The 25,723-nt window shown below is 69.2% G+C and carries 25 protein-coding genes and 1 pseudogene; 19 read left to right on the top strand and 7 right to left on the bottom strand.

The features are described from left to right. Positions 1–49 precede the first annotated feature (49 nt). The 4 genes from FKR81_RS22950 (at position 50) to FKR81_RS43670 (ending at position 2,760) form a co-directional block, all read left to right on the top strand. Positions 50–679, top strand: coding sequence for an LppU/SCO3897 family protein (locus tag FKR81_RS22950; RefSeq protein ID WP_146354185.1), 630 nt, complete (start codon positions 50–52; stop codon positions 677–679). A gap of 49 nt (positions 680–728) precedes the next feature. After that, positions 729–1,211, top strand: a complete 483-nt coding sequence (locus FKR81_RS22945) for an LppU/SCO3897 family protein (RefSeq protein ID WP_146354184.1) — start codon at positions 729–731, stop codon at positions 1,209–1,211. Between the two features lie 106 nt (positions 1,212–1,317). Further along, the gene (locus FKR81_RS22940; RefSeq protein WP_146354182.1) at positions 1,318–1,854 is read left to right on the top strand and encodes an LppU/SCO3897 family protein; all 537 of its coding nucleotides are present in this window, start codon (positions 1,318–1,320) and stop codon (positions 1,852–1,854) included. Between the two features lie 126 nt (positions 1,855–1,980). Next, positions 1,981–2,760 (top strand): LppU/SCO3897 family protein, encoded by a 780-nt coding sequence (locus FKR81_RS43670; RefSeq protein WP_186763123.1) that lies wholly within the window; start codon positions 1,981–1,983, stop codon positions 2,758–2,760. Between the two features lie 60 nt (positions 2,761–2,820). Here FKR81_RS43670 and FKR81_RS22930 read toward each other — a convergent pair whose 3' ends face one another. Next, positions 2,821–3,801 carry an ABC transporter substrate-binding protein gene (locus tag FKR81_RS22930; protein WP_146354180.1) on the bottom strand — a complete coding sequence of 327 codons (981 nt, stop codon included), beginning with the start codon at positions 3,799–3,801 and terminating at the stop codon, positions 2,821–2,823. Between the two features lie 484 nt (positions 3,802–4,285). On the opposite strand from FKR81_RS22930, the gene FKR81_RS22925 reads away from it, so the two are divergent. Genes FKR81_RS22925 through FKR81_RS22910 form a run of 4 tightly spaced genes read left to right on the top strand, consistent with a single transcriptional unit; the run spans position 4,286 to position 9,328 of the window. Then, on the top strand, positions 4,286–7,573 hold the full coding sequence (locus FKR81_RS22925) for a nitrate- and nitrite sensing domain-containing protein (protein ID WP_235921707.1): 3,288 nt from the start codon (positions 4,286–4,288) through the stop codon (positions 7,571–7,573). Then, entirely contained in the window at positions 7,570–7,989 is a 420-nt protein-coding gene (locus FKR81_RS22920) for a roadblock/LC7 domain-containing protein (protein ID WP_033442969.1), read from the top strand. Before FKR81_RS22925 ends, FKR81_RS22920 begins: the two co-directional genes overlap by 4 nt. Before the next feature lie 30 nt (positions 7,990–8,019). Beyond that, on the top strand, positions 8,020–8,742 hold the full coding sequence (locus tag FKR81_RS22915) for a DUF742 domain-containing protein (RefSeq protein WP_146354176.1): 723 nt from the start codon (positions 8,020–8,022) through the stop codon (positions 8,740–8,742). After that, complete coding sequence (locus FKR81_RS22910; protein ID WP_030470877.1) at positions 8,723–9,328, top strand: GTP-binding protein; 606 nt, start codon at positions 8,723–8,725, stop codon at positions 9,326–9,328. Before FKR81_RS22915 ends, FKR81_RS22910 begins: the two co-directional genes overlap by 20 nt. Positions 9,329–9,446: 118 nt before the next feature. Here FKR81_RS22910 and FKR81_RS22905 read toward each other — a convergent pair whose 3' ends face one another. Further along, the gene (locus FKR81_RS22905; protein WP_146354174.1) at positions 9,447–10,469 is read right to left on the bottom strand and encodes a hypothetical protein; all 1,023 of its coding nucleotides are present in this window, start codon (positions 10,467–10,469) and stop codon (positions 9,447–9,449) included. Positions 10,470–10,585: 116 nt separating this feature from the next. Then, a complete protein-coding gene (locus FKR81_RS22900) occupies positions 10,586–12,832 on the bottom strand; it encodes a helicase-associated domain-containing protein (RefSeq protein WP_146354173.1) in 2,247 nt (748 codons plus the stop codon). A 64-nt stretch (positions 12,833–12,896) separates the two neighbouring features. Between FKR81_RS22900 and FKR81_RS22895 the strand changes: the two genes are divergently transcribed. The 4 genes and pseudogenes from FKR81_RS22895 (at position 12,897) to FKR81_RS46025 (ending at position 16,005) form a co-directional block, all read left to right on the top strand. Further along, entirely contained in the window at positions 12,897–13,085 is a 189-nt protein-coding gene (locus FKR81_RS22895) for a hypothetical protein (protein WP_146354172.1), read from the top strand. A 101-nt stretch (positions 13,086–13,186) separates the two neighbouring features. Continuing rightward, complete coding sequence (locus FKR81_RS22890; RefSeq protein WP_146354171.1) at positions 13,187–14,578, top strand: NAD-dependent malic enzyme; 1,392 nt, start codon at positions 13,187–13,189, stop codon at positions 14,576–14,578. Between the two features lie 64 nt (positions 14,579–14,642). After that, positions 14,643–15,116, top strand: a complete 474-nt coding sequence (moaC, locus tag FKR81_RS22885) for a cyclic pyranopterin monophosphate synthase MoaC (protein ID WP_146354170.1) — start codon at positions 14,643–14,645, stop codon at positions 15,114–15,116. An 8-nt stretch (positions 15,117–15,124) separates the two neighbouring features. Next, a pseudogene (locus FKR81_RS46025) lies at positions 15,125–16,005 on the top strand (molybdenum cofactor biosynthesis protein MoaE). An 852-nt stretch (positions 16,006–16,857) separates the two neighbouring features. On the opposite strand, the gene FKR81_RS22870 reads toward FKR81_RS46025, so the two are convergent. From FKR81_RS22870 to moaA, 3 genes are all read right to left on the bottom strand, one after another. After that, a complete protein-coding gene (locus FKR81_RS22870) occupies positions 16,858–17,511 on the bottom strand; it encodes a transglycosylase family protein (RefSeq protein WP_146354167.1) in 654 nt (217 codons plus the stop codon). A gap of 415 nt (positions 17,512–17,926) precedes the next feature. Next, the gene (locus FKR81_RS22865; RefSeq protein ID WP_146354166.1) at positions 17,927–18,172 is read right to left on the bottom strand and encodes a MoaD/ThiS family protein; all 246 of its coding nucleotides are present in this window, start codon (positions 18,170–18,172) and stop codon (positions 17,927–17,929) included. A 1-nt stretch (position 18,173) separates the two neighbouring features. After that, positions 18,174–19,232 carry a GTP 3',8-cyclase MoaA gene (gene moaA, locus FKR81_RS22860; RefSeq protein ID WP_186763122.1) on the bottom strand — a complete coding sequence of 353 codons (1,059 nt, stop codon included), beginning with the start codon at positions 19,230–19,232 and terminating at the stop codon, positions 18,174–18,176. Positions 19,233–19,345: 113 nt separating this feature from the next. Here moaA and FKR81_RS22855 point away from each other — a divergent pair, with 113 nt between their 5' ends. The 6 genes from FKR81_RS22855 (at position 19,346) to FKR81_RS22830 (ending at position 24,274) form a co-directional block, all read left to right on the top strand. Then, positions 19,346–19,810 carry a MarR family winged helix-turn-helix transcriptional regulator gene (locus FKR81_RS22855; RefSeq protein WP_146354164.1) on the top strand — a complete coding sequence of 155 codons (465 nt, stop codon included), beginning with the start codon at positions 19,346–19,348 and terminating at the stop codon, positions 19,808–19,810. Between the two features lie 10 nt (positions 19,811–19,820). Further along, positions 19,821–20,609: an HAD-IIA family hydrolase gene (locus tag FKR81_RS22850; protein ID WP_146354163.1), complete on the top strand. Its 789-nt coding sequence runs from the start codon at positions 19,821–19,823 to the stop codon at positions 20,607–20,609. Positions 20,610–20,693: 84 nt separating this feature from the next. Continuing rightward, the gene (locus FKR81_RS22845; protein ID WP_146354162.1) at positions 20,694–21,491 is read left to right on the top strand and encodes a metallophosphoesterase; all 798 of its coding nucleotides are present in this window, start codon (positions 20,694–20,696) and stop codon (positions 21,489–21,491) included. A gap of 60 nt (positions 21,492–21,551) precedes the next feature. Further along, positions 21,552–22,124, top strand: coding sequence for a hypothetical protein (locus tag FKR81_RS22840; RefSeq protein WP_146354161.1), 573 nt, complete (start codon positions 21,552–21,554; stop codon positions 22,122–22,124). 76 nt (positions 22,125–22,200) lie between these two features. Further along, complete coding sequence (locus FKR81_RS22835) at positions 22,201–23,817, top strand: AMP-binding protein (RefSeq protein ID WP_146354160.1); 1,617 nt, start codon at positions 22,201–22,203, stop codon at positions 23,815–23,817. A gap of 64 nt (positions 23,818–23,881) precedes the next feature. Beyond that, on the top strand, positions 23,882–24,274 hold the full coding sequence (locus FKR81_RS22830) for a VOC family protein (RefSeq protein ID WP_146354159.1): 393 nt from the start codon (positions 23,882–23,884) through the stop codon (positions 24,272–24,274). Positions 24,275–24,326: 52 nt separating this feature from the next. Here the strand turns inward: FKR81_RS22830 and FKR81_RS22825 are convergent, their stop codons facing one another. Continuing rightward, complete coding sequence (locus FKR81_RS22825) at positions 24,327–24,701, bottom strand: YccF domain-containing protein (RefSeq protein ID WP_146354158.1); 375 nt, start codon at positions 24,699–24,701, stop codon at positions 24,327–24,329. Positions 24,702–24,719: 18 nt separating this feature from the next. Here FKR81_RS22825 and FKR81_RS22820 point away from each other — a divergent pair, with 18 nt between their 5' ends. Beyond that, on the top strand, positions 24,720–25,676 hold the full coding sequence (locus FKR81_RS22820) for a Gfo/Idh/MocA family protein (protein ID WP_235921706.1): 957 nt from the start codon (positions 24,720–24,722) through the stop codon (positions 25,674–25,676). The last annotated feature ends 47 nt before the right edge of the window (positions 25,677–25,723 follow it).

The raw sequence follows: 25,723 nt of genomic DNA, 5'->3' as shown, positions 1-25,723 counted from the left end.
AGTCTCTCAACAACGCACAAATCACATCCCTTCCCGTACCTTCCCGCGCATGAGCACCGAGTCGAACGAGTCCGTCGAGCCAGTGGAGTCCGAGGAGCCCTCCGCGGAGGAGACCCCCGAAGAGGAGTCCTCCGAGGAGGAGACCTCCGAAGACGAGTCCTCCGATGACCTGGACGACGACGAGACTCCGGCGAACAAGAACTGGGTGAAGTTCGCGGTCGTCGGTCTGCTGGCGGTCGTGCTGGTCGGTGGCGGCATCTGGCTGCTGACCAGGAGCGCCTCCGGCTGGGCCGTGGGCGACTGCGCCAGCGTCAAGCTGACCGAAGACGGCAAGACGGAGCCGACGTCCCAGTCGTGCGGGAGCGACGACGGGGCGTACAAGGTCGCGAAGATCCTCGCCTCCGACCAGGAGGTCTGCCCGGAGGAGGGCCTCTACGAGACGGCCCCGTGGGACTCCAAGCAGCTGTGCCTGATGCCGAACTTCGAGGAGGGCAAGTGCTACGTGCCCAACGACGAAGGCCTGTTCAAGAAGGGCGGCTGCACCGGTGAGGCGGTCGTGAAGGTGGTCAAGCGCATCGAGGGCAAGCCCGAGAAGATCGAGTGCCCTGGTGAGAGCTCGGACATGCAGTTCAGCGAGCCGCAGGTCGTCTACTGCCTGGGCACCGGCGACACCCCCTGATCCGGTGAATCGGGTCAGTTGATCTGACGACGGCGCCGATACCCAGGCCATGAAGAAGATCGGCCTGGGTGTCGCCGCTGTCTTCCTGCTCGTGCTGGTGAGCGGCTTCGTGCTGTCCCAGCTGCAGGGCAGTGCGTCGGACCAGGCGAAAGCCGGCGACTGCGCGCGCATCACCGGCGTCGAGGACAGCCCCGAGTACCGGGCGGCGGCCTGCGCCTCCGACGAGGCCAACGTGAAGATCGCCAAGGTCCTGCCGAGGGAGGACCGGGCCTGCCCGACCGGCGGCACCCCGTACTCGACCTTCACCGGCAACGCCACGTTCTGCCTCATGCCGAACTTCGCCGAGGGCAACTGCTACGGCCAGAACCCCGAGTCCGGCATCGCGAAGGTGACCTGCGGCACCCCGAACGCGGTGCGCGTCACCAAGGTCGTCACCGGCAAGAGCGACCCCGCTGCCTGCGGAAAGGCACGCTCGGCGACCTTCCCTGAACCCGCTGTCACGTTCTGCCTCGAACGCGGGGACGGCCGTTAGAACACGGTTTGGTAAACCGGGTGCGGTCCGAGCTTCCGTCTGACTACTTTCCTGTCGCCCGTGTCGGGGGACATCTGGGGAATCCACGGAAGCATTGGAAAGTCCATTGAGCACTGAGTCCGTCGCGCCTGCCAGCGAGCCCGTGCAGGAGCCGAAGAAGCAGAGCGTCGGCAAGCGCATCCTGATGTACGTCGTCGGCCTGGTGGTCGCCGGCGTCGCGTTCTACGGCATCAACTACTTCACCAGCGACGTCGCGCAGGCCAAGCCGGGCGACTGCGCCTCGGCCACGGGCACCGAGACGTCGGCCGACTACAAGACCGTGCCGTGCGACTCGGCCGAGGCGAACGTCATCGTCGGCAAGGTGCTGACCACCACCAGCGCGTCCTGTGGCGGCGACTTCACGCGTGAGTTCACCCAGCAGCAGCGCCGCGGCCCGGACACCAAGCTGTGCCTGGTCCCGAAGTACGTCGAGGGCAGCTGCTTCAAGGATGAAGCCGGTTACCCGAAGGTCGACTGCGGCACGCCCGCCGTCATGAAGGTGACCAAGGTCGTGAAGGACGACCCCGCGGCCGACTGCGGTGAGGCGAACGCCTTCTCGTTCACCGAGCCGAAGCTCACCTACTGCGTCGTCCCGCAGCAGTAACACCGTTGTACCGGAACCGGAGTCGCCGCCGCGGCTCCGGTTTCTATTTGGTCAAGTGGCGAGCGGCCGGTCTCGTGACGGGCTAGCGTCTGCGCGCCCGCGCGAAGCGAGAGGAAACCGCAGCAAGTGACGCCTCCCAACTACCCGCAGCAGCCTGGACCGTACGGGCCTCCGCCGCCGGGATACCAGCCCCCGCCGCCGCCGTACGGCACGCCGCCGCAGGGTTTCCCCGGCGCGCCCGGTCAGCCGGGAATGCCCGGTCAGCCCGGCATGCCGGGTCAGCCTGGGATGCCCGGACAGCCTGGGATGCCCGGTCAGCCGGGAATGCCGGGCATGCCGCCCGGTCCGCCGCCGATGGGCCAGCCGTTCGGCGCCGCCCCGATGCCCGCCCCGCCCGCGAAGAAGGCGGGCCCGGCGAAGTTCCTCGGCTGCGGTCTGCTGCTGGTCATCGTGATCGGAATCGGCGTCGTCGCGGTCATGAACTGGGGCACCGGCCCCGGTTCGGCGAAGGCCGGTGACTGCATCAAGGTCAACTCGGCGTCGGTGAGCAACGCGGACGTCGACAAGATCGACTGCAACTCGCCGGAGGCCGCGTTCAAGGTCGCGGTGAACCTCGACAGCAGCACCGACGCGTGCCCGGACGGCGACTACGCCGAGTTCCGCAGCAGCGGCAGGCGCAGCAACGGCTACAAGCTCTGCCTGATGCTGAACGCCAAGGAAGGCGACTGCTTCAAGGAAGAGGGCTCGTTCATCGCGGGCAAGACGACCAAGGTGACCTGCAGTTCCACCGCGACCTACAAGGTCACCAAGGTGGCCAACGCGGTCGACAAGTCGGCGTGCGAGGAAGGCGAGCGGTACACCACGTACAGCCAGCCCGCGACGACGATCTGCCGCGCCAAGCCCTGATCATCCGAGCATGCTGAAGGCCTCCCCGGGATTCCGGGGAGGCCTTTTCGCACTGCCTGGCTAACTGTTGTTCGTGCCTGGTGGCAGCAGTTGCTGGACGTCGAGACGACCGGAGAGGACGTCCTCGGTGTCCATCATGTCCGCCACCCGCTGAAGCCGGATCGGGTTCAGACCCAGCGGGAAGACGCCCACGGACACGAGCGCGGCGGTCGGCTGGTCGACGTCGGCGTAGCCGGTCAACGAGTCCTGCACGCCGAGCTTGTTGTTCGCGGCCGCCTGCTGCGCCTGGCGCAGCACGTCCCTGAAGAGCTTGAGCGTCTTCGGGTTCTGGTCGGCGAACTTCTTCGACGACGCGTAACCGGACATCGGGAAGTCCAGTGTCGGGCCGCGCGCCGTGTCGGTCACGATCTTCGCGCCGATTTTTCGCTGCGCCTTCGTGATGAACGGTTCGATCATGAACGCGGCGTCGACCGTTCCTGAGGTCAGCGCCTGTTCCATCTCGCCGAACGGCATGGTCTTGAACTTGATCCGCTGCTTCTCCACGCCCGCGGTGTCGAGCACCGCCCTGGTGGTCAGCGCGCCGATGTCGGTCTCGTTGTTCACCGCGATCGTGGGCGCCGGCTTCTTGGCGGGGTCGTCGTAGTCGGACGCGGCCGAAGTGACCAGCGCCATCGAGTTCGGACCCGCCTGGTACGCCTCGCCCTGCAGCTGCAGCTCGGTTCCCTCGGCGACCGCGCGGAAGAGGCTCACGTGCGTGGCCCACGTCAGGTCGAGCTGGGTGTCGAGCTGCTTGATGCTGTCGGCTTCGTTGGACTGCGGAACAAGCGTGACCTGCAAACCGGCCTTCTCGAACAGCTTCTCGGTCAGCGCGATCCGCAGCGGTGCGACGTCGACCACGGGCAGGACGCCGATCCGCAGGTTGGTGCGTTCGACATCGGCCGCGACGTTGTCCGACGAGCTGTCGAACAGGCCGCAGCCCGCGGTCAGGGCACACGTGATGAGCACTGCGGTGAGTCGCAGAGCATTGGCTCGGGTAGCCATGGCACCTCTCGCCGGTTGGCCTCGAGTAGTGTCGAGTTGATCAGTGAGTGTCGCCACAAGCCATACTCTCCAGGGCCCAACAGGGACTTCGGACAGGTATGAGGCATGCCGACGACCGGGGATGTTAACCACCTGAACGTATGAAAGGACACCCCGTCTCGATACGGTGAGTGCTTCTGGAGACTTCCCCCGAGGAGGGGGTGGCCGTTACGCTCCCCAGCCGGGTGGCACAGGTCGATGCGGACCACCGTGCCTCTGCTCGGGGGTGGGGCGCCTGACCGGCGCAACCGCCTCTGTGCTGCAATTCGGCCCGTTTGACGAGTCCATGCTCGGTCCTGGGGAGAGACCGGGACACTGCTGCTGGAAGAGGAAGCCCAGAGTGGCCCGACGTGAGAGAGGTCCCAGCCAGTTTGGCGTGGGGAAGTCGCCACGCTCCGAAAGGCCCGAATCGGGTGACGGACTGGCTGCGCTGGGTGACGAACAAGTGACCGACACAACTGTCACCGCGAAGACGGATTCGCAGCAGCAGTCGGCGCGTGCCGCGGGGTGGCGGCTTCGGAACTGGCGTCTGCGGACGAAGCTGTTCGCCGTCCTGCTCATCCCGACCATCGCCGCGCTCGCGCTCGGTGGCCTTCGGGTGCGTGAGGACCTGGGGAACGCGACCGACTTCAACCAGCTCGCGAACCAGATCCGGCTGGAGACCGCCGTAGCCGACCTGGTGCAGCAGCTGCAGCGCGAGCGCGACCTGAGCGTCAGCCACGTCGCGTCCGGCAAGAAGGTCGACCGGGTCGTGCTCGAGCGCCAGCTGAAGCGCGTGAACGACACGAGCGTCGCGTTCAACAACAAGATCACCGAACTGAGCTCCGACCTGCGGCCAGAGGCCGTGGAGCGGTTCCGCCTCGCGGCGGACCAGCTGGAGCGGCTGAACAGCCTCCGGAACGCGGTGCGCGAGACGCAGTACCCGTCCGAGGCCGTCATGCGGACCTACTCGGAGTCGATCGAATCGCTGCTCAACCTGGGTGAGCAGACGATTTCCGAGATCAACAACCCGGAGCTCGTGCGACTGCACCTGTCGACGAACGCGATCGCCCGGATCAAGGAGCAGGAGTCGCTCAAGCGCGGCATCCTCCTCGACGTCTTCCAGCGCAAGGCCTTCACGCCCGGCCAGTCGCGGTCCCTCCAGGCCGCCGACGCCGAGCTCGAGGCCGCGCGCAACGACTTCCGCAAGTCCGCGTCCGCCGACCAGGCCAAGATCTACGACGACACCGTCACCGGCCTCATCGTCGACACCGCGAACGACATGCAGGAGTCCGCGATCAACCGGCAGGCCGCCGGTCAGGACTTCACCGGCCTCACGCCGGAGAAGTGGGACATCGCGTCCACGCTGACCGTCAACCTGACCCGCGACGTGGAGAACCTGCTGCTCGAGAAGCTGCAGGCCCGCACGGACGAGCTGGCAGGCGACGCACGGGAGGCCGCGTACCGCGAGTCCGCCATCGTGCTCGCCGCACTCGCCCTCGCGCTGATCATGGCGTTCTTCGTCGCCCGCTCCGTCCTGAGCCCGCTGCGCACGCTGCGCCGCACGGCACTCGAGGTCGCCGACCACGGTCTGCCGGACGCGGTCGAGCGGATCCTCGCGGACCCGAACCCGGAGGACGCCGCCAAGAGCGCCGTCGAACCGGTGCCGGTGCACACCCGCGAAGAGATCGGCCAGGTGGCGCGCGCGTTCGACGCGGTGCACGGCGAAGCGGTGCGACTGGCCGCCCAGCAGGCCCTCCTGCGCGACAACGTCAACGCGATGTTCGTCAACCTGTCCCGCCGCAGCCAGGCGCTCGTCGAGCGCCAGCTGAACCTGATCGACCGGCTGGAGCAGGACGAGCAGGACCCGGACCAGCTGGCCTCGCTGTTCGAGCTCGACCACCTCGCGACCCGCATGCGGCGCAACTCCGAGAACCTGCTGGTCCTCTCCGGCACGGACCTCTCGCGGCGCCTCACGCGGCCCGTCCCGGCCGCCGAGGTCCTCGGCGCCGCGGTGTCCGAGGTCGAGCAGTACGCCCGCGTCCAGGTCGGCCAGACCCCGGAGCTCACCGTCCAGGGCCGCGCGGTCAACGACCTCGTGCACCTCGTCGCCGAGCTGCTGGACAACGCGACCGCGTTCTCCGACCCGGTCACCAAGGTCACCGTGCGCACCGCTCGCACCCGCAAGGGCGAGCTCGCGATCGAGATCCAGGACCGCGGCGTCGGCATGGGCGACCAGGAGATCATCGACGCCAACGAGCGGCTGGCGGACCCGCCGGACGTGGACGTCGCCGTCTCCCGCCGCATGGGTCTGTACGTGGTCGCGCGGCTGGCGAAGCGGCACGACATCAAGGTCCGGCTGCGCGGCAACGAGGACATCGAGGGCGGCACCACCGCGCTCGTCATCGTCCCCGAGACGCTCGTCGCGACGCCGGGTGCGGCCCCCGCGCCGTACCTGACGCCCGCCGAGCCCACGCAGGACTTCAGCGCGGCCACCGCCCAGCGGGCGAGCGGCATCGCAGGCGCCTTCACCGGCGCGATGCCGCGGGTCGAGGAGTCCAGCCCGAACCTGCAGCACAGCAACCCGCACCTCAACCTCAGCAGCCCGGATCTGCCGGTCAGCTTCGTGCAGAGCGAGCACTCCGGTGCCGGGGCCACCTCGGTGCCCGTGTTCGGTGCCGAGTCGCCGGTCGAGGTCTCCCAGCCGTCGCTGACGTGGCGGCAGGACCAGCTCGACGCGCTGGAGCCGGAGGGCTCCTTCGGTGAGCCCACCCTCTTCACGGCCTACGAGGACCGTCACGAGGACGAAGGCGCCATGGCCTTCGAGCCGGGCTACGAGACGACCCAGTTCGTGCCGATCCCGCCCGCGGAGTCGGACAGCGGGCACGGTGCGGACACCGGTGTGGTGCGGGTGCCCGTCGACCAGGAGCACGCGCAGCGCAACGGCACGTCCGAAGCCTCTCGCAAGGAGGTCGAGCACGACTTGGACGCGCCGACCGAGCGTCTTCCGATCTACGAGGCCGTGCTGTCGCAGTGGTTCCAGGCCGTTGGCAGTGAGACCCCGGCTTCCGCGGCTCAGGCGGTGCCTCCGGCTCCCGCGGAGCCCGCGCCGCCTCAGGCACCCCCGGCGCCCGTCGAGACGGTGGAGCCCGCTACAACAGAGCCGCCGTTAGCCGCTCCGGCGCAGAACGGCGCAGCACGACCCCAGAAGACCGAGGAGCAGGCGCTGCCGACCCGGAGCCCCAAGCCGGTGCCGTCCGTCGCTCCGACCACTTCGTCCGCTGGACTGCCGGTGCGCAAGCCGCGCAAGCAGACAGAGCCCGCGGTCGAGGAAACCCCGCAACCTGCCGAGCAGGAGCCCGTCGTGGAAACGCCGTCCGTCGAGCCGGAACCAGTGGCCGACGAGACAACGGACACCTCGGTGGCGCACACTGCTTCTGAGTCGGCTTGGCAATCGCCTGCCGACGAGGGCTGGCAGGCGGCTCGGGAGCTGCTCAACAAGGCTCCGGAGTCGAAGACGGCCGCGGGATTGCCGAAACGGACACCGAAGGCCCAACTCGTGCCGGGTTCCGCTGCGCCGAAGCCCTCAGCGGCGGAGCAGCAGACCCAGCGGCCGCCGTTGCCGCCTCGTACCGCTGACGCGGTGCGCGGGCGCATGTCGAGCCTTCAGAACGGTGTACGGCGAGGCCGGCACGCACTGATTGACGCATACGCTGGTGACCAGTCGAGCCGGCAGAACGAGGAGCAGGAGTGACGACCGCAGCGCAGCCAGGCAGCTTTGGTTGGCTTATCACCGACTTCGTGCGACGCGTGCCAGGAGTGGCACACAGCGTCGTGGTGTCGGCGGACGGGCTGTTGCTCGCAGGTTCCCAGGGACTGCCCAGGGACCGTGCAGAGCAGCTCTCCGCTGTTGCTTCCGGACTGGTCAGCCTCACAGCGGGCGCAGCGCGCTGCTTCGAGGCGGGCACGGTGAACCAGACGGTCGTCGAGATGGAGCGGGGTTACCTGTTCCTGATGTCGATCAGCGATGGTTCGTGTCTTGCCGTGCTGGCCGCCCCCAACTGCGACATCGGGCTCGTGGCCTACGAGATGACGCTGCTGGTGGAAAGAGTCGGACAACAACTCACCCCGGAACTGCGTGCGCAGCTCCAGGGTGTCGTCCGCCGCTAGACCTCACTGACCGTACGGGGTGAGAGGGAAATGGCTGGAAGACCTGGCGCCGGTGGCCGTCGCTTCGGTAGGAACTTCAACTACCAGGAGTGGGCAGCCGGCGGGTTCCAATTCGACGAGCCGGAAGCCGACCACCCCGAACTCGAGGAAGCCGAGGACGCACCCCACGATGAGCGGGTTACAGGGCAAGGGCTAGGCGATATGTCTCAGCGTGAGGTGGATGACTCGTCGTCGTACCCGTACGACGACGTGCCGAACCGGTTCGACATCGACGGGTACGGCAGCGGGCTGTTCGGTGGCCCCGGAGCTGATCTCTTCGGTCAGCACGAGGTCCCCGAGGCGGTGCCCGAACAACTGCCGTACACGACCGGCCCCCAGCCGGCGGTGCGGCACGAGGAGAGCTCGGCGGCCGATTCAGGCTCGCTGGTCCGTCCGTACACTCGCACCGGCGGGCGTACCAGGCCGGACTACGACCTGGCCATCGAGGCGCTGGTGTCCACCAGCGAGCGCGGGTTGGAGCGGGATGCCGCCGTTCTGCCCGAGCACAGGTCCATCTGCGGGCTGTGTGTGGACACTCGGTCGGTGGCCGAGGTCGCGGCACTCCTACGCTTGCCACTTGGCGTCGTGCGGGTGTTGATCGGCGACATGGCAAGCATGGGATTGGTTTTGATTCACCAGGGCGGCTTGGTCGTGGGGGACCGGCCTTCCATTGAATTCCTGGAGAGGGTGCTCAGTGGGCTTCGCAGGCTCTAGTCCCCAGGGCGCCGAGGGCGCACGGAAGCCGACGACGTCTGCCAAGATCGTGGTGGCGGGTGGCTTCGGTGTGGGCAAGACGACGTTCGTCGGCTCGGTGTCCGAGATCGTCCCGTTGACCACCGAGGCGGTGATGACCGAGGCCAGCGCGGGGGTGGACGACCTCTCCGCCACGCCGAACAAGGTCACCACGACGGTCGCGATGGACTTCGGTCGTGTGTCGCTGGACAGCGACCTGATCCTGTACCTGTTCGGCACACCGGGTCAGCACCGCTTCTGGTTCATGTGGGACGACCTCGTGCGGGGTGCCATCGGCGCCATCGTGCTGGTCGACACCCGCAGGCTCGCGGACGCGTTCGCGTCGATCGACTTCTTCGACGACCGGCAGCTGCCGTACGTCGTCGGCGTCAACTGCTTCGACGGCCTCCTGCACCACCGCTTGGAGGACGTGCGCGAGGCGCTGACGATCGACGAGTCGGTGCCGATCGTGACGTGCGACGCGCGCAACCGGCAGTCGACGAAGCAGACGCTCATCACGCTGGTGGAGCACGCGATGCGCCAGTGGATGTCCGTCCGCGCGGGCTGACCAACACCTGAAAACGCGAGACGCGCACCCCTGTCACGGGGTGCGCGCCTTTGTTGCGGCCAGATTCAGTTGGGAACGTCCAGCGGCGCTGTCCTCTCGTCGTGGGTGTGCTCGTTGATCAGCCGATGGTGAGGTTGGCGCCGACGTAGGCGTTGGCGCTCACGTCGCCGCTGCCGAGGTCGACGCTCGCGTCCACGCTGGCGTCCACACCCGCGTCGACGGTCAGCAGGTTGCTGTCCACGTTGACGCCGACACTCGCGTCGGCGTCGGCGTCGACGCTCGCGTCCACGTCGAGACCCGCGTCGACATCGACGCTGGCGTCGACACCGAGGTCCGCGTCCACGTCCGCACCCACGTCCGCGGATGCGTGCAGGTTGCCGAGGTCCAGGTCGACCCAGTTGCCGTTGCCCAGGTTGAGCGTCACGTCCGCGTCGGCGTTGATCCCGCCGACCGAGGCGTCCACATCGGCATCGACGTCCGCGTCCACACCGAGGTCGGCATCGACAGAGGCGTCCACATCAGCGTCCACGTCCGCATCGACGTTGGCGCCGACGTTCACGTTCAGCCCGCCCAGCAGGCTGCCCGCCGCGTGGAGCACGCCGTCCACGGTGCCGCCGAGGTCGACGCTCGCACTGATGCCGGCGTCCACGTCCGCGCCCACCGAGGCGTCCGCGTCGACGGACGCGTCCGCATCCACGTCCGCGTCGACTGAGGCGTCGACATCCGCATCGACATCCGCATCGACGTCCGCATCGACATCCGCGTCGACTGAGGCGTCGACATCCGCATCGACGTTCGCACCGAGGTCCACGTCCGCGCTGACGTCCGCGTCGACCCCGGCGTCGAGGCCGACCGAGGCGTCGACGTGCGCTCCGCCGCAGAGACCCAGCGCGACGGCGATGCCGGCGTTGGCCTCCAGGTCGAGCGTGACGCCGCCGCCTGTGTTGACGCTCGCACCGAGGCTCGCGGCGACCGGCACGGAGTCCAGGTTGCCGCTGACCGCGACGTTCGCGCTGACGTTGTTGTCGCCGAGGATCTGGATGATCGGATCAGCCTGAGCTGTGCCGGTCGAGAACGGCAAGGCGAACGCCAGTGCCGTGGCGGTGAGGACGGCTCTACGCGCCCACCGGGTGATGGCCATTGCGCTGCTCCTCCTTCGTCGATGCGAACGTCGGGAACGTTCACGCCAATCGACGCTAGGTGGCGAAGCGATCACGCACGGGTGGACGTGCGTCTCCAGAGGGGGATGACTGTCCGTCAGTCCTCGTCAACCAATGCGGCGGATGTGATGCGATGAAGGGGGAACCTTCGTACCTCGCCGTAGCTGTGGTCGAAGCCTTCGAGGACGCCGCCGCCCACGATCGTCGGCTCGATCACGCGCTGCGCGGCCGTGCCGTGCGAGTCGACGAAGCCGACCAGCACGCTCCGTCGCGCCCGCGCCGCCTGCTGGAGCAACGACAGGGTGGCCGACGGCCCCGCACCGAGGTTCGCGGGCACGGAGATGCGTTCACCCCGTGGTGTCGCAGCCGCACGATCACCCGCGCGCACCAGCCTTATGAGTTCACCCAACTGCTCGTCGCCGGGCACGGAGGGCGACAGGGGGCGCCGGGTGGCGCGGGCCCTCGGCGTGATCCGGCGTCCGCCGGGTCGCAGGTCGAGCACGCGTCCGTCCGGTCCTTCGGCCGCGGGCGCGAAGCCCGCCGAGCGCAGTCCGTCCAGCACGTCGGCCAGCGGCAACGGGCTGACCAGCACTGTTGGTGCGATGCGTTGCAGTTCGAGCTGGTGTGCCGCGGGGTGCGCGAGCACCTCGCTCACCAGCGCGAGGTCGTCGCAGCGGAGGAACGAGGCCGCCGCGCCGCCGCGCAGCCTCCCATGCCGCCGCGCGGTGTCGTCGACCAGGTAGGTCAACGACTGCGGGACGGGTGTGCGTGAGCGGCTCCTGAACAGCTCGTGCAGCTCGTCCGCGGTGCGCCCGGCGTCGAGCGCGCGCCGGATGGTGTGCTCGCCGACCCGGTAGACCGTCGCGCTGCCCGCCGACTCGACGTCCGCGACGAGCTTGATCTCGTCGGCGAGCTCCGGCTCGAGCCTGCCGGGCGCGATGACGGTGAGGTCGGCCTGGACGAGCACGTGGTCGATCGGCGCGGGCAGCGACTCGGCGAGCTGCTTGGCGGCGACGCCGGGGCCCTCGTCGAGCAGCACGCGGCCGGCCGACGTGATCGCGCCGTGCGCGAAGATCGCCACCGCGGTGGCCTCGTCGAACGTCCAGCGCACCAGCTCGTCGCGCTGCCGCCCGCCCCGGCGCGGTGCGCGCCAGCCCAGCACGGCGGCGAGCGCGGCCGGGTCCGGCACCGACGTGCCGGGCGGGAGCGCGGCGACCGCGTCGAGCACCCAGCGCCGGTCGCGCGGCGCCTGCTGGCGGCGGACCTCGTCGGCCAGCGGGTTGATCAGCTTGTCCCTGTCGTCGCGCTGGCCGACCAGCGCGGGCAGCCGCGGCAGGTCGAGCCACGCCTGCGCGAGCGTCGCCCAGCGGTTCTCCGCGTTCGCGGCGATCCAGACGTCCGCCTTCGTCGTCGGCACCCACTCCGGCTCGGTCGCCTCGCTGTTGCCGACGAGGTCCGCGCTGACGACGAGCTCGACGAGCAGCGCGGCGCGCCGCTCGTCCACGTCGACGTCCTTCGCGACCTTGCGCAGCTCGCGCACGCCGAGGCCGCCCGCCTTGAGCACCGGCGGTGGTTCCGCGGACCAGCTCGCGATGAGGGTTTCCACGTGCCGCACCAGCTCCAGCGCCTCACCGCCACCCGTCGCGTCCACATCGGACGGCGTGAGGTCGCGGGTGCGCAGCTTCGGCTCGGTGAGCTGGATCGTCCCCATCGGACGGTCGCCGCGCAGCACGAGCGCCACCTCGCGGGGCAGCTCGACGGTGATCGGGTCGCGGCGGACGAGCAGTCCGCGCGCGAGCAGCCGCTGGATCGGCGTCTCGGCGTTCTCCAGGCTGACCAGGCGCGCCGCGTCGCGGGTCTCGCCGATCGGGCGACCGGCGGACAGCGTGTCCAGCACCCGGCGCTCGGCGTCGGTCACGCCGGTCAGGTCGACGAGCTGCCCGGTCGAGCGGCCGAAGCCGCCGGGGAACTGCCCGAACGCCTCGCGCGTCACCGGCGGCACGCACAGCAGCGGGTCCTCGCCCCAGGCCAGCGCCCGGTCGCGCAGCCGCTGCACGGCCTGCTTGACCTGCTTCGGCTTGAGCTTGAGCAGGTCGGTGAGTGTGTTCAACGACACGGGGGCTGTGTCCGCGTCCAGCACCACCAGCGCCTCGAGGACGGTCAGCGTGAACGTGTCGAGTTCCTCGCAGGCCCGCGCGACGCTCGCCCGCGTCCCGATCCGCGTGGCCAGCACGGCCATGTCCGCAGGTGGGGGCGTGGCGATGTCGGGACGCGTGCGCAACAGCGCCACGAGCGTGGCGTCGTCCTGTGCGCGCAGCCAGTCGGCGAGTGTGATGCCGGACATCTGCACCACGGTATACGGGCGTGAGGCACACTTGTCCGGACACAGGCATCACCGAGGAGGAATCGTGGCCAAGGCCGCACGCCCGGAGCGGGTCGACCCCCAGTGGCCGGAGGGCCCGGACGGCGGGTACCCGGTGAGTGAGCTCGCGAGCGACATGCAGGGCGCGCTGTCGCCGTTCGGCATGGTGACGTTCCCGCTGCCCGCCGAGGAGATCGGCTACACGCACCCGGTCACGGAGATCAACAAGTCCTGAGTCAGGACAGCCTTAAGACTCGTCGAGTCGCGTGAGTTCCACAAAGGGGCCGGGGCTAGGCTCACTTCCCGCGTGAGCAGCAGATTTCGTGGGAGGATTCGATGCCGGTCCCCGGCCCTGGTTACTCGATCACGGTGCGCCTCGAGGCGCCGCCGTCCGCCAGCGCGGCGGGCGACCTGACGAGCGCGGTCGGCCGCGCCGGCGGCGTGATCACGGCGTTCGACGTCGTCGAGTCGCACGCCGACCGGGTGGTCATCGACCTCACCTGCAACGCGCTGTCGGCCAACCACGCCAAGGACATCACGGACACCCTGCAGACGCTGCCGGGCATCGTCGTGCGCAAGGTGTCCGACCGGACGTTCCTCGTCCACCTCGGCGGCAAGATCGAGATCTCGTCGAAGGTGCCGCTGCGCAACCGCGACGACCTCTCCCGCGCGTACACGCCGGGCGTCGCCCGCGTGTGCCAGGCGATCTACGAGAACCCGGACGATGCGCGCCGCCTGACGATCAAGCGCAACACCGTCGCGGTCGTCACCGACGGCTCGGCCGTGCTCGGTCTCGGCAACCTCGGCCCCGCGGCCGCGCTGCCGGTGATGGAGGGCAAGGCCGCGCTGTTCAAGAAGTTCGCCGGCGTCGACGCGTGGCCGGTGTGCCTGGACACCCAGGACACCGAGGAGATCATCCGCGCGGTCGAGCTGATCGCCCCGGTCTACGGCGGCATCAACCTGGAGGACATCTCCGCGCCCCGCTGCTTCGAGATCGAGGCGCGGCTGCGGGAGAAGCTCGACATCCCGGTGTTCCACGACGACCAGCACGGCACCGCGATCGTGGTGGTCGCCGCGCTGCGCAACGCTCTGCGCGTCGTCGGCAAGGACATCGGCGACTGCAAGATCACCGTCTGCGGCGTCGGCGCGGCGGGCTCGGCGATCATCCGCCTGCTGCTGTCGCAGAACCCCGGTGACGTGATCGCGGTCGACGTGGACGGCATCGTGCACCGCGACCGCCCCGGCCTGGACTCGAACCTGAAGTCCATCGCGGCGACGACGAACAAGGACAACACGTCCGGCCGCCTGCACGACGCGCTCGTCGGGTCGGACGTGTTCATCGGCGTGTCCGCGCCGAATCTGTTCGGTGCCGCGCAGGTGGCGACGATGGCCAAGGACGCCATCGTGTTCGCGCTGGCCAACCCGGACCCGGAGATCGACCCGATGGAGGCGCAGCAGCACGCCGCCGTCGTCGCGACCGGCCGGAGCGACTTCCCGAACCAGATCAACAACGTGCTGGCGTTCCCCGGCGTCTTCCGCGGCCTGCTCGACGCGCACGCCAGGACGATCACCGACGCGATGCTGCTGGCCGCGGCCACCGCGATCGCTGATGTGGTCGACGGCGACCGCCTGAACGCCTCGTTCATCGTGCCGTCGGTGTTCGACACCTCGGTGGCGCCCGCCGTCGCCGAGGCCGTCCGGAAGGCCGCGACCGAACGGACCTCGTGACCGCGCCGGGAAAGAAAGCCGATCGCAAGCGCGGCTCCCGGTTGATCAGGCATAACATCGCCGCATGACCAAGCAGTTCACCCACTTGGACTCCAGCGGCGCGGCCCGCATGGTCGATGTCTCCGGCAAGGAGGCGACGACGCGCACGGCGGTGGCCACCGGGGTGCTGCGCACGACGGCCGAGGTGATCGGCCTGCTCGGCGCGGACGACCTGCCGAAGGGCGACGCACTGGCCACGGCCAGGATCGCCGGGATCATGGCGGCCAAGCGGACCTGGGAACTCGTCCCGCTGTGCCACCCGATCTCGCTGTCGAGCGTCGCCGTCGAGCTGGCACTGGGGCCCGCCGAGGTGCTGATCACCGCGACGGTCCGGACCAACGACCGCACCGGGGTCGAGATGGAGGCGCTGACCGCCGTCTCGGTCGCCGGCCTGACCCTGCACGACATGGTGAAGTCCGTCGACCCGGCGGCCTCGGTGACCGACGTGCGGGTGGAACGCAAGGAAGGTGGCAAGTCCGGCCTGTGGGTGAGACCTTGATCGCTCGGGTGGTCACCGCGTCCAACCGCGCCGCGGCGGGCGTCTACCCGGACCGCAGCGGCCCGATCATCGTGTCGTGGCTGCGCGACCGCGGCTACGACGTGCCCGACGCGGCCGTAGTACCGGACGGCCCACCGGTCGCCTCGGCACTGCGCGACGCGGTGGCGTCCGGCGCGTCAGTGGTGATCACGACCGGCGGAACCGGGATCAACCCGACAGACCGGACACCCGAAGCCACCCGCGAGGTGCTGGACTACGAGGTGCCGGGCCTGGCGGACGCCGTACGGGGCGCCGGTTGGCCCCGTGTGCCCGCGTCGGTGCTCTCGCGTGGGGTGGCGGGGGTCGCGGGTCGCACGCTCGTCGTGAACCTCCCCGGCTCCACCGGCGGGGTGCGGGACGGCTTGGATGTGCTCGGCCTCGTGCTGGAACACGCGGTCGACCAGTTGCGTGGAGGTGACCACCAGTGAGTGTCGTACTGCGGGCGACCGTGACCGAAGAGCCGCTGTCCGTCGAGGAGCACGCCGCACTGGTCGCCGACGCTGCCGCGGGCGCGGTCGTGACGTTCTCCGGCGTCGTGCGCGACCACGACGGCGGCCGTTCGGTGCGCGAGCTCGAGTACCAGGGCCACCCGAGTGCGGCGGACATCGTCGCTTCGGTGGCCGCTGACCTCGTTGGCCGTTACCCCGGCGTGCGGGCGCTCGCCGTGTCGCACCGGGTCGGGCCGTTGAAGATCGGTGACGTCGCGCTGGCTTGCGCGGTGGCTGCTGAGCACCGCAAGGAGGCCTTCGCGTTGTGCTCCGACCTCGTCGACGAGGTCAAGAAGCGGTTGCCGGTGTGGAAGCGGCAGGTGTTCGCCGATGGCAGCGACGAGTGGGTCAACTGCCCCTGAGCCCGGCGGGCTGAGGTGGTGGCGGGCCGCGTGCGAGCCTGGGGCTCAGGTGGCCCCGCGCCGCGAACACGTCATGTGCGCCTGCTGCGGCGGCGAGCTTCGCGGACCAGTGGTGCCGTCAGCTCGCGAGTTGGGCGGTTCGCCGCCTGCCCGCGTGAGCTCACGTTCGCGCTGCTGCCGCGAACCTTCGTGCGCGGACCGGGCGGGTGTGCGTCTGCCGCCATGAGGCCGAGCACGGGCCCACACCGCCGCGAACACCTCAGGCGCGCCTGTTGTGGCAGTGAGCTTCGCGGAACAGCGGTGCGGTGAGCACTCGAGTTGGCCAGGTTCGCGCCTAGCTCTCCTGAGTTGTCCACAGGGCGCCAGTTGTCCACAGGGGCCGCTGTTGGCGCGCCGAACTGTCGGTGCTCGCTGGGAGAATGAAAGTCAGGGGATCCCCCGGCGGGGACGCCTGCGTGAGCTCGCGTTCGCTCGGCAGCTGTGATCTGTCCGGTGTGGTGACCGAGTAGATGGGCTGGGTGTGCGCTTGCCGCCATGCGGCGAGCGCCGGCTCACACCGCCGCGAACACGTCGTACGCGCCTGCTGTGGCGGTGAGCGCTTTGCGGAACAGTGATGCGGTGAGCTCGTGAGTTGGCCGGTTCGCCGCCCAGCCCGCGTGAACTCACGTTCGCCCCGCCGCCGCGAACGTCCTGCGCAGCACCGGGCTGGGTGTGCGCCTGCCGCCCTGAAGCGAGCGCCGGCCCTACACCACCGCGAACACGTGCCCGCGTTCACCGCGAGACAGGTAGGGCCCCCACCGCCGGGGGGACGCGGTGAGGGCCCTAGGTCTAGCTCCTGCTCAACTGCTCAGATCACTTGGTGGCGATCTTGTGGCCTGGGTAGATCAGGTCCGGGTTGGTCAGGAACGCCTTGTTCTTCTCGACCAGTGCCTGCCAGCCGCCCTGAACCTTGAGCTCGTCGGCGATCTTCGACAGGGTGTCGCCCGGACGGATCGTGAAGTCACCGTCGGGGTTGTTCTTCGAGCCCTCGGCGGTGGCGGCCACCGGTGCCGGGGCGCTCTGGCGCTGAGGCGCCGGAGCGGTCTTCTTCTGCGCCGGAGCCGGCGCGGCCTTCTTCTGGGCCGGCGCGGGCGGTGCCGCCTGGCCGGTCAGGCCCTTCGGGCCGCAGTTCGGCCACGCGTGGATGCTCTGCGAACGGAGCGTGTTCTCGGCGACGCGGATCTGCTCCTCGCGGGAAGCCTGGTGCGGCATGCCGGAGCCACCGTTGGCACGCCACGTCGAGAGCGAGAACTGCAGGCCACCGTAGTAGCCGTTGCCGGTGTTGATCGACCAGTTCTGGCCGGACTCACAGGCGGCGACGACATCCCAGTTGACTGCGGGGGCGGCCTCGGCGGTGCCGATGGCCAGACCCAGCGGAGCACCGGCGATGACACCGGCGACCGCGACCTTGGCGATGCTGCGAGCGGCGGAACCCTGCTTGCCGTGCTTGCCTCGGTTAAAAGCCATTTCCCTCTCGGCCCACCACACCTGCGGCGGGGAACTCGGGTTCGGGGGCCCGGTGCGTTCCCTCGTTCCTGTCCGGCGGTTTCTCTCGCTCGGGGTTTGTTCCGGAGTGCCTGCTGGACAGGATGCGGTGTTCGGCCCTCCGGGTCGTGCTCGTGGCTGGTCGGGGCCAGCCGAGAAGCGACGGTACGTAACCGCGAGCCGGTGCACCAAACGTTCCGAGCTGTGACGCACGTCACAGTAACACTCTGACAACGCTCCGATTTGGCCTCTTTCTGCAGGTCAGATGGGCCGTTATCGGTCCGTTTTCTTTCTGAGATTGGTCGTTATACATCACGCAAAGTGAGGCTTGCGTCACGTGGTTTGGGCCATCGGAGACGCCCCGCTCACGTCTGGGGGAGGCGATCAGGGGAGACGATCAGCCGCCGGCGAAGGGCGGCAGCACGTCCAGTTCGGCGCCCGCGTGCACGCGGGCGTGGCGGTCGCGGACGGCGACCCCGTCGAGCAGGAAGCTGGACGCCGCGAGCACGCGGCCCAGCTTGTCGCCATGGCGCTCGCCGACGAGCGCGAGCACGTCGGCCACGGTCGGCTCACCGGTCAGCTCGATGTCCTCGTAGGCCGTGCCGGTGGCCGCGCGGGCACCCGCGAAGTAGCGAACCTTCACTTCATCCTCCGATCGCGCTCATGGGCCGGTCGGGCTGGTGGAACCCGGCGTCGTTGATGCCGTGTCCCGCCGCCTTGGCCCACGAGTTGCCGCGCCACAGATCCGCGACCTCGTCGTCCGAGGCGCCCGCGCGCAGCGCACCGCGCAGGTCCGTCTCCGACTGGCTGAAGAGGCAGTTTCGCACCTGGCCGTCCGACGTCAGCCGGGTGCGGTCGCACGCGGCGCAGAAGGGCCTGGTGACCGACGCGATCACGCCGACGACCGCGGGCCCGCCGTCGACCAGCCACCGCTCGGCGGGCGCGCCACCGCGCGGCGCCTCCTCGGGCGTGAGCGTGAACGCCGTGCCCAGCTCGGTGAGGATCTCGGCGGCGGTGACCATGTTCGTGCGGGTCCAGCCGTGCTGCGGGTCGAGCGGCATCTGCTCGATGAACCGCAGCTGGTAGCCGTTCTCCACGCAGAACTTCAGCAGCGGGACGGCCTCGTCCTCGTTCTGCCCGCGCAGCAGCACCGAGTTGACCTTCACCGGGGTCAGCCCGGCCTCGCGGGCGCCGCGCAACCCGGCGAACACGTCGGAGATCCGGTCGCGCCTGGTGAGCGTGCGGAAGCGGGCGGGGTCGAGCGTGTCGAGCGAGACGTTGATCCGGTTGAGCCCGGCCTCCTTCAGCCCGGCGGCCCGCCGGTCGAGGCCGATGCCGTTGGTGGTCATGGACATCCGCGGCCTCGGGTGCAGCTCGGCGGTCGCCGCGATCACGTGCTCGAGCCCCTTGCGCAGCAACGGCTCGCCGCCGGTGAAGCGGATGTCGGTGACCCCGAGCCCGGTGACGGCGATCCGCATCAGCCGGACGAGCTCCTCGTCGGTGAGCTGGTCGGACTTCGGCAGCCAGTCGAGCCCCTCGGCGGGCATGCAGTACGTGCACCTGAGGTTGCACCGGTCGGTCAGCGAGACGCGGAGGTCCGTGGCGACCCTGCCGAAGCGGTCGACCAGCAGGGGGGAGTCCGGCCGGGCGGTCACATCGGGGGTGCCCCGCACGACGGGTAGGCCCAGATCCACTGCTGTCACCCATGCCAGGGTAATCCCCGAACTCTTGTGGGTGTCGCTACAAATAGGCCATACCGCGGCGTGACGATTGGCTCATCCCACAACGAGGTCTCTTAGTGGCTAAGATGTTTAACATGGAACGTGCTAACGAGGTCCCACCGGACGTGCTGGAGCGTTTCACCTGGTACATGCGCGAGCTCAGTGCGTTGACCGTCATGTTCCACTCGCGCATCGCCGAGCAGATGGGCCTGTCCGCGACCGACGAGAAGTGCCTCGACCTGGTCGCGCGCGCCGAGGGCCCGGTGACCGCGGGCCGCATCGCCGAGCTCTCCGGCCTGTCCACGGGTGCTGTGACCGGCGTGATCGACCGCCTGGAACGCGGCGGCTTCGTGCGCCGGGTCCGCGACCCGCACGACCGCCGCAAGGTGCTCGTCGAGATCGTCCCCGCGGACATAGAGAAGTTCATGCACCTCTTCGAAGGCGCCCGCGCGACGACCATCGAGGTGCTCGAGCACTTCACCCCCGAGGAGCGCGAGGTGCTCGACCGCTACCACCGCCTGCAGATCGACACGTTCCGCAGGCGTGTGATCGAGCGTTGATACTTGCTCCATGGCGGAGCAGTGGCACTACCTCATGGACATGGACGGCGTTCTGGTGCACGAGGAGCACCTGATCCCCGGCGCCGACGAGTTCGTCGCGGAACTGCGGGCGGCGGACACCCCGTTCCTGGTGCTCACCAACAACTCGATCTACACCCCGCGCGACCTCCGTGCCCGGCTGCAGCGCACGGGCCTGGACATCCCCGAGTCGTCGATCTGGACCTCGGCACTCGCGACCGCCAGGTTCCTGGACTCCCAGCGCCCGAACGGCTCGGCGTTCGTGATCGGCGAGGCGGGCCTGACGACCGCGCTGCACGAGATCGGCTACGTCCTGACCGACCGCGACCCCGACTACGTGGTGCTCGGCGAGACCCGCACCTACAGCTTCACCGCGATCACCAAGGCCATCCGGCTGGTCGAGGAGGGCGCGAAGTTCATCGCGACCAACCCCGACGCCACCGGCCCCTCACGTGAGGGCTCCCTTCCGGCGACCGGCGCCGTGGCCGCGCTCATCTCCCAGGCGACCGGCCGCGAGCCCTACTTCGTCGGCAAGCCGAACCCGCTGATGATGCGTTCCGCGCTGCGCGCGCTGGGCTCGCACTCCGCGCAGGCGTTGATGATCGGCGACCGCATGGACACCGACGTCCGCGCCGGCCTGGAAGCGGGCCTGCAGACCATCCTCGTGCTCTCCGGCATCTCCGCGGCCTCCACGGCCGAGATGTACCCGTACCGCCCGACCCGCGTGATCGACTCGATCGCGGATCTGGTCGGCCACGCGGCCAAGCCGTTCGGCCCCTGATCAGGGAGTACACGACCGGTCTCACAGCGTGGGCCCTGGGAAGCGGACGCACCGAAGCGGTCCCGATCGCTTATCGTCGCGTCCGTGGACACCGATCGACGCCCGCTGCACGTCGTGGGAGATGTGCATGGGCACCTGGCCGAGCTGGCCAGGGCCCTGCACAACGCGAACCTCATCGACTCGGAGGGGTCGTGGTGCGGTGGCACGGCTGAGCTGTGGTTCCTCGGTGACTTCGTGGACCGGGGCCCGGACGGCGTCGGCGTGATCGAGCTGGTCATGCGCCTCGGCGAAGAGGCGCGTGAGGCGGGCGGCACGGTCGACTCGCTGATCGGCAACCACGAGGTGCTGCTGCTGGGCATGCACCGGTTCGGCGACACGCAGGTGCCGGAGAGTCCCGGCCCGCGGTCGTTCGCGCGGAGCTGGTTGCTCAACGGCGGGCTGCGCAGCGACCAGGACAGGCTGACGGACAAGCACATCGAGTGGCTGACGACGCGTCCCGTGCTGAAGCTGGTGGACGACCACCTGCTGATGCACTCGGACACGACGGCGTACCTCGAGTGGGGTCAGTCGATCGACGAGGTCAACACGGCGGTCGAGGGCGTGCTGAAGGACGACGACCTCGGCAACTGGTGGGAGTGCTGGCGCAAGATGACCACGCGGTACGCCTTCCGCGGGCCGCAGGGCGGTGACGTCGCCGAGGAGCTGCTGGACGTGCTCGGCGGGAGTTCCATCGTGCACGGCCACAGCGTCATCGCCGACCAGGTCGGTCTCCCGCCCGAGGAGATCGACGGGCCGTTCCGGTACGCCGACGACAAGGTCCTCGCCATCGACGCGGGCCTGTACAGCGGCGGTCCCTGCCTGGTCGTCCCGCTGCCGTACTGAGCGGCACCGTTGGGGTGACTCGCCGTGCGCCGCGGCGACGGCACTGGCACCTTCCACCGAATGAGGATCAGGATCGCCGCGCTGGTGCTCGCCATCGCCATTGCCGGCACCGGCCTCACCTCGACCGGTGCGGACGCGGGTGCCGACCTCGGCTGCCCAGCCTTCGCGACTCCCGACGACGAGGTGCTCGTGGAGCAGCTCGCCGAGCGGATGACGGGTCTCATGCGCACGCACCTGAGACCCGCGACCGTCGCCTGCGCCAGAGCCGTCGTGCTCACGGTCGAGTTCCGCGGCCTGCCGGAGCACGCGGCGACGATCGCGATCACGACCGCGATCGTCGAGACCTACGTCCGCAACCTCGACCACGGCCACGGCAGCAGCGTCGGCCTGTTCCAGCAGATCAACTCGTGGGGCACCTTCGAGGAGCGCACGGACCCGGTGTGGGCGACGGACGCCTTCCTCGAGGAGATGGTGCAGCTCTACCCGGACGACTCGTGGACGTCGCCGCCGGTCGGCGAGGTGTGCCAGGAGGTCCAGCGGTCCGGGTACCCCGAGCGCTACGAACCGGAGGCGGGCGACGGGCGCACGATCGCCCGCGCGCTGTGGCGGTCGACGGCCGCCCCGGAGCGATGACAGGCCGAAACCCGGCCAGGTTTTCTGGGAGAAGTATGGGGAGACATTCGCACTCGGCGTGCCTACGTTGAGTGGCATGACCGTCAGCTACTCATCTGGCACTTCGGACGTTCCGCTGCTGGGCGACACGATCGGCGAGAACTTCGACCGCACCGTCGCCGCGTTCGGCGACCGCGAGGCGTTGGTCGAGTACGCCACCGGCCGCCGATGGACCTACCGCGAGGTCGCGCGAGAGGTCGACGCGCTCGCGCAGGGCCTGCTGAACCTCGGTGTCCGGGTGGGAGATCGCGTCGGCATCTGGTCGCCGAACCGCGCGGAGTGGTACTTCGTCCAGTACGCGACCGCCAAGATCGGCGCGATCATGGTCAACGTGAACCCGGCGTACCGGGTGCACGAGCTGGAGTACGTGATCAACCAGGCGGGCATCCACACGCTGATCGCCGCGCGCGAGTTCAAGACCTCCGACTACGCGGCCATGATCGACCAGGTCAGGCCCGACTGCCCGGACCTGCGCAACACGATCCTCTTCGACAGTCCTGAGTGGACGGATCTGCAGAAGCCTTCGGAGCGAAGGGAATGGCCGGAGCTCGGCGCCGACGAGGCGATCAACATCCAGTACACCTCAGGCACCACGGGCTTCCCCAAGGGCGCGACGCTGAGCCACCACAACATCCTCAACAACGGCTACTTCGTCGGTGAGCTCTGCGGTTACACGGAGAACGACCGGATCTGCGTGCCCGTCCCGTTCTACCACTGCTTCGGCATGGTCATGGGTAACCTGGCGGCCACCAGCCGCGGCGCGTGCGTCGTCATCCCCGCGCCCGCGTTCGACGCCACGCAGACGCTGGAGGCGATCGCGCGGGAGAAGTGCACGAGCCTCTACGGCGTGCCGACGATGTTCATCGCCATGCTGGACACGTCAGACGACTACGACCTCTCGAGCCTGCGCACCGGGGTCATGGCGGGCTCGCCGTGCCCGGTCGAGGTGATGAAGCAGGTCATCGAGCGGATGGGCATGCGCGAGGTGGCCATCTGCTACGGCATGACCGAGACGTCTCCGGTGAGCACGCAGACCCGCAAGGACGACTCCATCGACCGGCGCGTGTCGACGGTCGGCCGCGTCGTGCCGCACGTCGAGGTCAAGGTGATCGACCCGGAGACGGGCCGCACCGTCCCACGTGGAACGCCCGGCGAGCTGTGCACGCGCGGCTACTCCGTGATGCTGGGCTACTGGAACGAGCCGGAGAAGACTCGGGAGTCGATCGACGCCGCGCGCTGGATGCACTCCGGCGACATCGCGGTGATGGACGAAGAGGGCTACGTCAACATCACCGGCCGCATCAAGGACATGGTCATCCGCGGCGGCGAGAACATCTACCCGCGGGAGATCGAGGAGTTCCTCTACACGCACCCGGACGTGCTGGACGCGCAGGTCATCGGCGTTCCGGACGTCAAGTACGGCGAGGAGCTGATGGCGTGGGTGCGGATGCGCCCGGACGCCGAGCCGCTGACCGCGGAGGCGCTGAAGGCGTTCTGCACGGGCAAGCTCGCCCACTACAAGATCCCGCGCTACGTGCACGTCGTCGACGAGTTCCCGATGACGATCACGGGCAAGATCCGCAAGGTCGAGATGCGCGCGGAGGCCGTGCGACTGCTGAGTTTGGAGGCGGCGGCGGCCACCAGGCACGCCTGACGAAAGACCCTTGTCAGCGCGCGGACCGGGGCGCACGATAGGCCATCTGGTTGAAGGAGGCGCCATGCTCACTGCCACCAGGACCACGACGATGCTGCCCGTTTCGGACCCCGAGCGCGCGAGTCACTTCTACGCGGACCTGCTCGGCCTCAAGGCGGTCATGTCGGCTCCGGACGGCACCAGGATCTTCGAGCTCGGTCAGGGCGACGCGCTGGGACTGATGCCTGCGGAAGCCGGTGCGCAGACCAAGCACACGGTGATCAGCTTCGAGGTGCCGGACCTGGAGTCCGAGATCCGCGAACTGGAGGGCAAGGGCGTCAAGTTCGCGGACTACGACCTGCCGGACCTCAAGACGGTCAACCACATCGCGGTCATGGGCAGCGAGAAGGCCGCGTGGTTCTGCGACACCGAGGGCAACATCCTCTGCCTGCACCAGCTGACGGACAACGGAGCCTGACAGCGGTGCGAATGGTCCCCTGCGGGTGCCCCCGACACCCGCAGGGGACTTTTCACACGACCTCGACGATCTGCTTGCCCAGCGGCACCAGCGACACCGGCACGAGCTTGAAGTTCGCGACGCCCAGCGGGATGCCGATGATCGTGACGCACAGCGCGACGCCTGTGACGATGTGCGAGAGCGCGAGCCACCACCCGGCGAAGATGATCCAGATGATGTTGCCGAGCAGCGAGCCCGCACCGGCACCCCGCTTGTCGACGACCGTGCGGCCGAACGGCCAGAGCGCGTAGTTCGCGATGCGGAACGACGCGATGCCCCACGGGATCGTGATGATCAGCGCGCAGCAGATGAGACCGGCGATCGCATAGCCCACGGCGAGCCAGAACCCCGCGAGCACCAGCCAGACCACGTTCAGGATGAGACGCATACCCCTATGCTCCCGTACGTGCTGAACTGGGGAGTCGTCGCCACGGGCGGAATCGCCGACGTCGTGACCGCCGACATGCGGAAAGTGCCTGGTGTGAACGTGCTCGCGGTGTCCTCCCGGCAGCTCGCCAGAGCGCGGGAGTTCGCCGCGAAGCACGGCGTCGAGCGCGCGTACGGCGACTACCGCGAGCTGCTCGCGGACCCGGACGTCCACGTCGTCTACGTGGCCACGCCGCACGGCCAGCACCACGAGGTCGCCAAGGCCGCACTCGAAGCGGGCAAGCACGTTCTGTGCGAGAAGGCCATCACGCTGACCGTCGCGCAGGCCGAGGACCTGGTCGCGACGGCCCGCGCGCGGAACCTGTTCCTCATGGAAGCGATGTGGACGCGCTTCAACCCGCTGATCCGCGACGTCCGCGCGCTCGCGGCGAACGACGCGATCGGCGAGGTGCGCACGATCCGCGCGGACTTCGGCTTCCAGCACGACTTCGACGCCCAGGACCGCCTGTGGGCCAAGGAAGCCGGCGGCGGCGCACTGCTCGACCTCGGCATCTACCCCGTGGCGCTCGCGCACGCGCTGCTCGGCGAACCCGAGTCGGTCACCGCGGTCGGCGCGCTTGCACCGACCGATGTGGACGCCGACGCGGGCGTGCTGCTCAGCTACCCGCACGGCGCGCACGCGCTGCTGAGCTGCTCGCTCGTCGCGACGTACGAGACGAAGGCCGAGATCGTCGGCACCGCGGGCCGCATCCAGATCGCGGACCCGTTCTACAACCCGACGCGCATCGTCGTGAACGGGGTCGAGCACACCTGTGCGGACGGCGGCTACACGCACCAGATCCGCGAGGTCGTCGAGCGCGTCACGGCGGGGGACACCGAGAGCCCCGAGATGACGCTGGACGACACGCTCGCCGTCATGCGCACCCTCGAAGCCGCGCTGCACCAGATCGGCGTCGACTACACGACGGTGGCGTAGCCCGCGCGAACGCGTCGGGCGTAGTTGTCCACAGGCTGCGTCATCGC

Source organism: Lentzea tibetensis, assembly GCF_007845675.1.
In the GTDB taxonomy this organism is placed as follows: Bacteria; Actinomycetota; Actinomycetes; order Mycobacteriales; family Pseudonocardiaceae; genus Lentzea; species Lentzea tibetensis.
The sequence above is the reverse complement of the archived record's forward strand: the minus strand, read 5'-3'. Positions and strand labels throughout refer to the sequence as shown.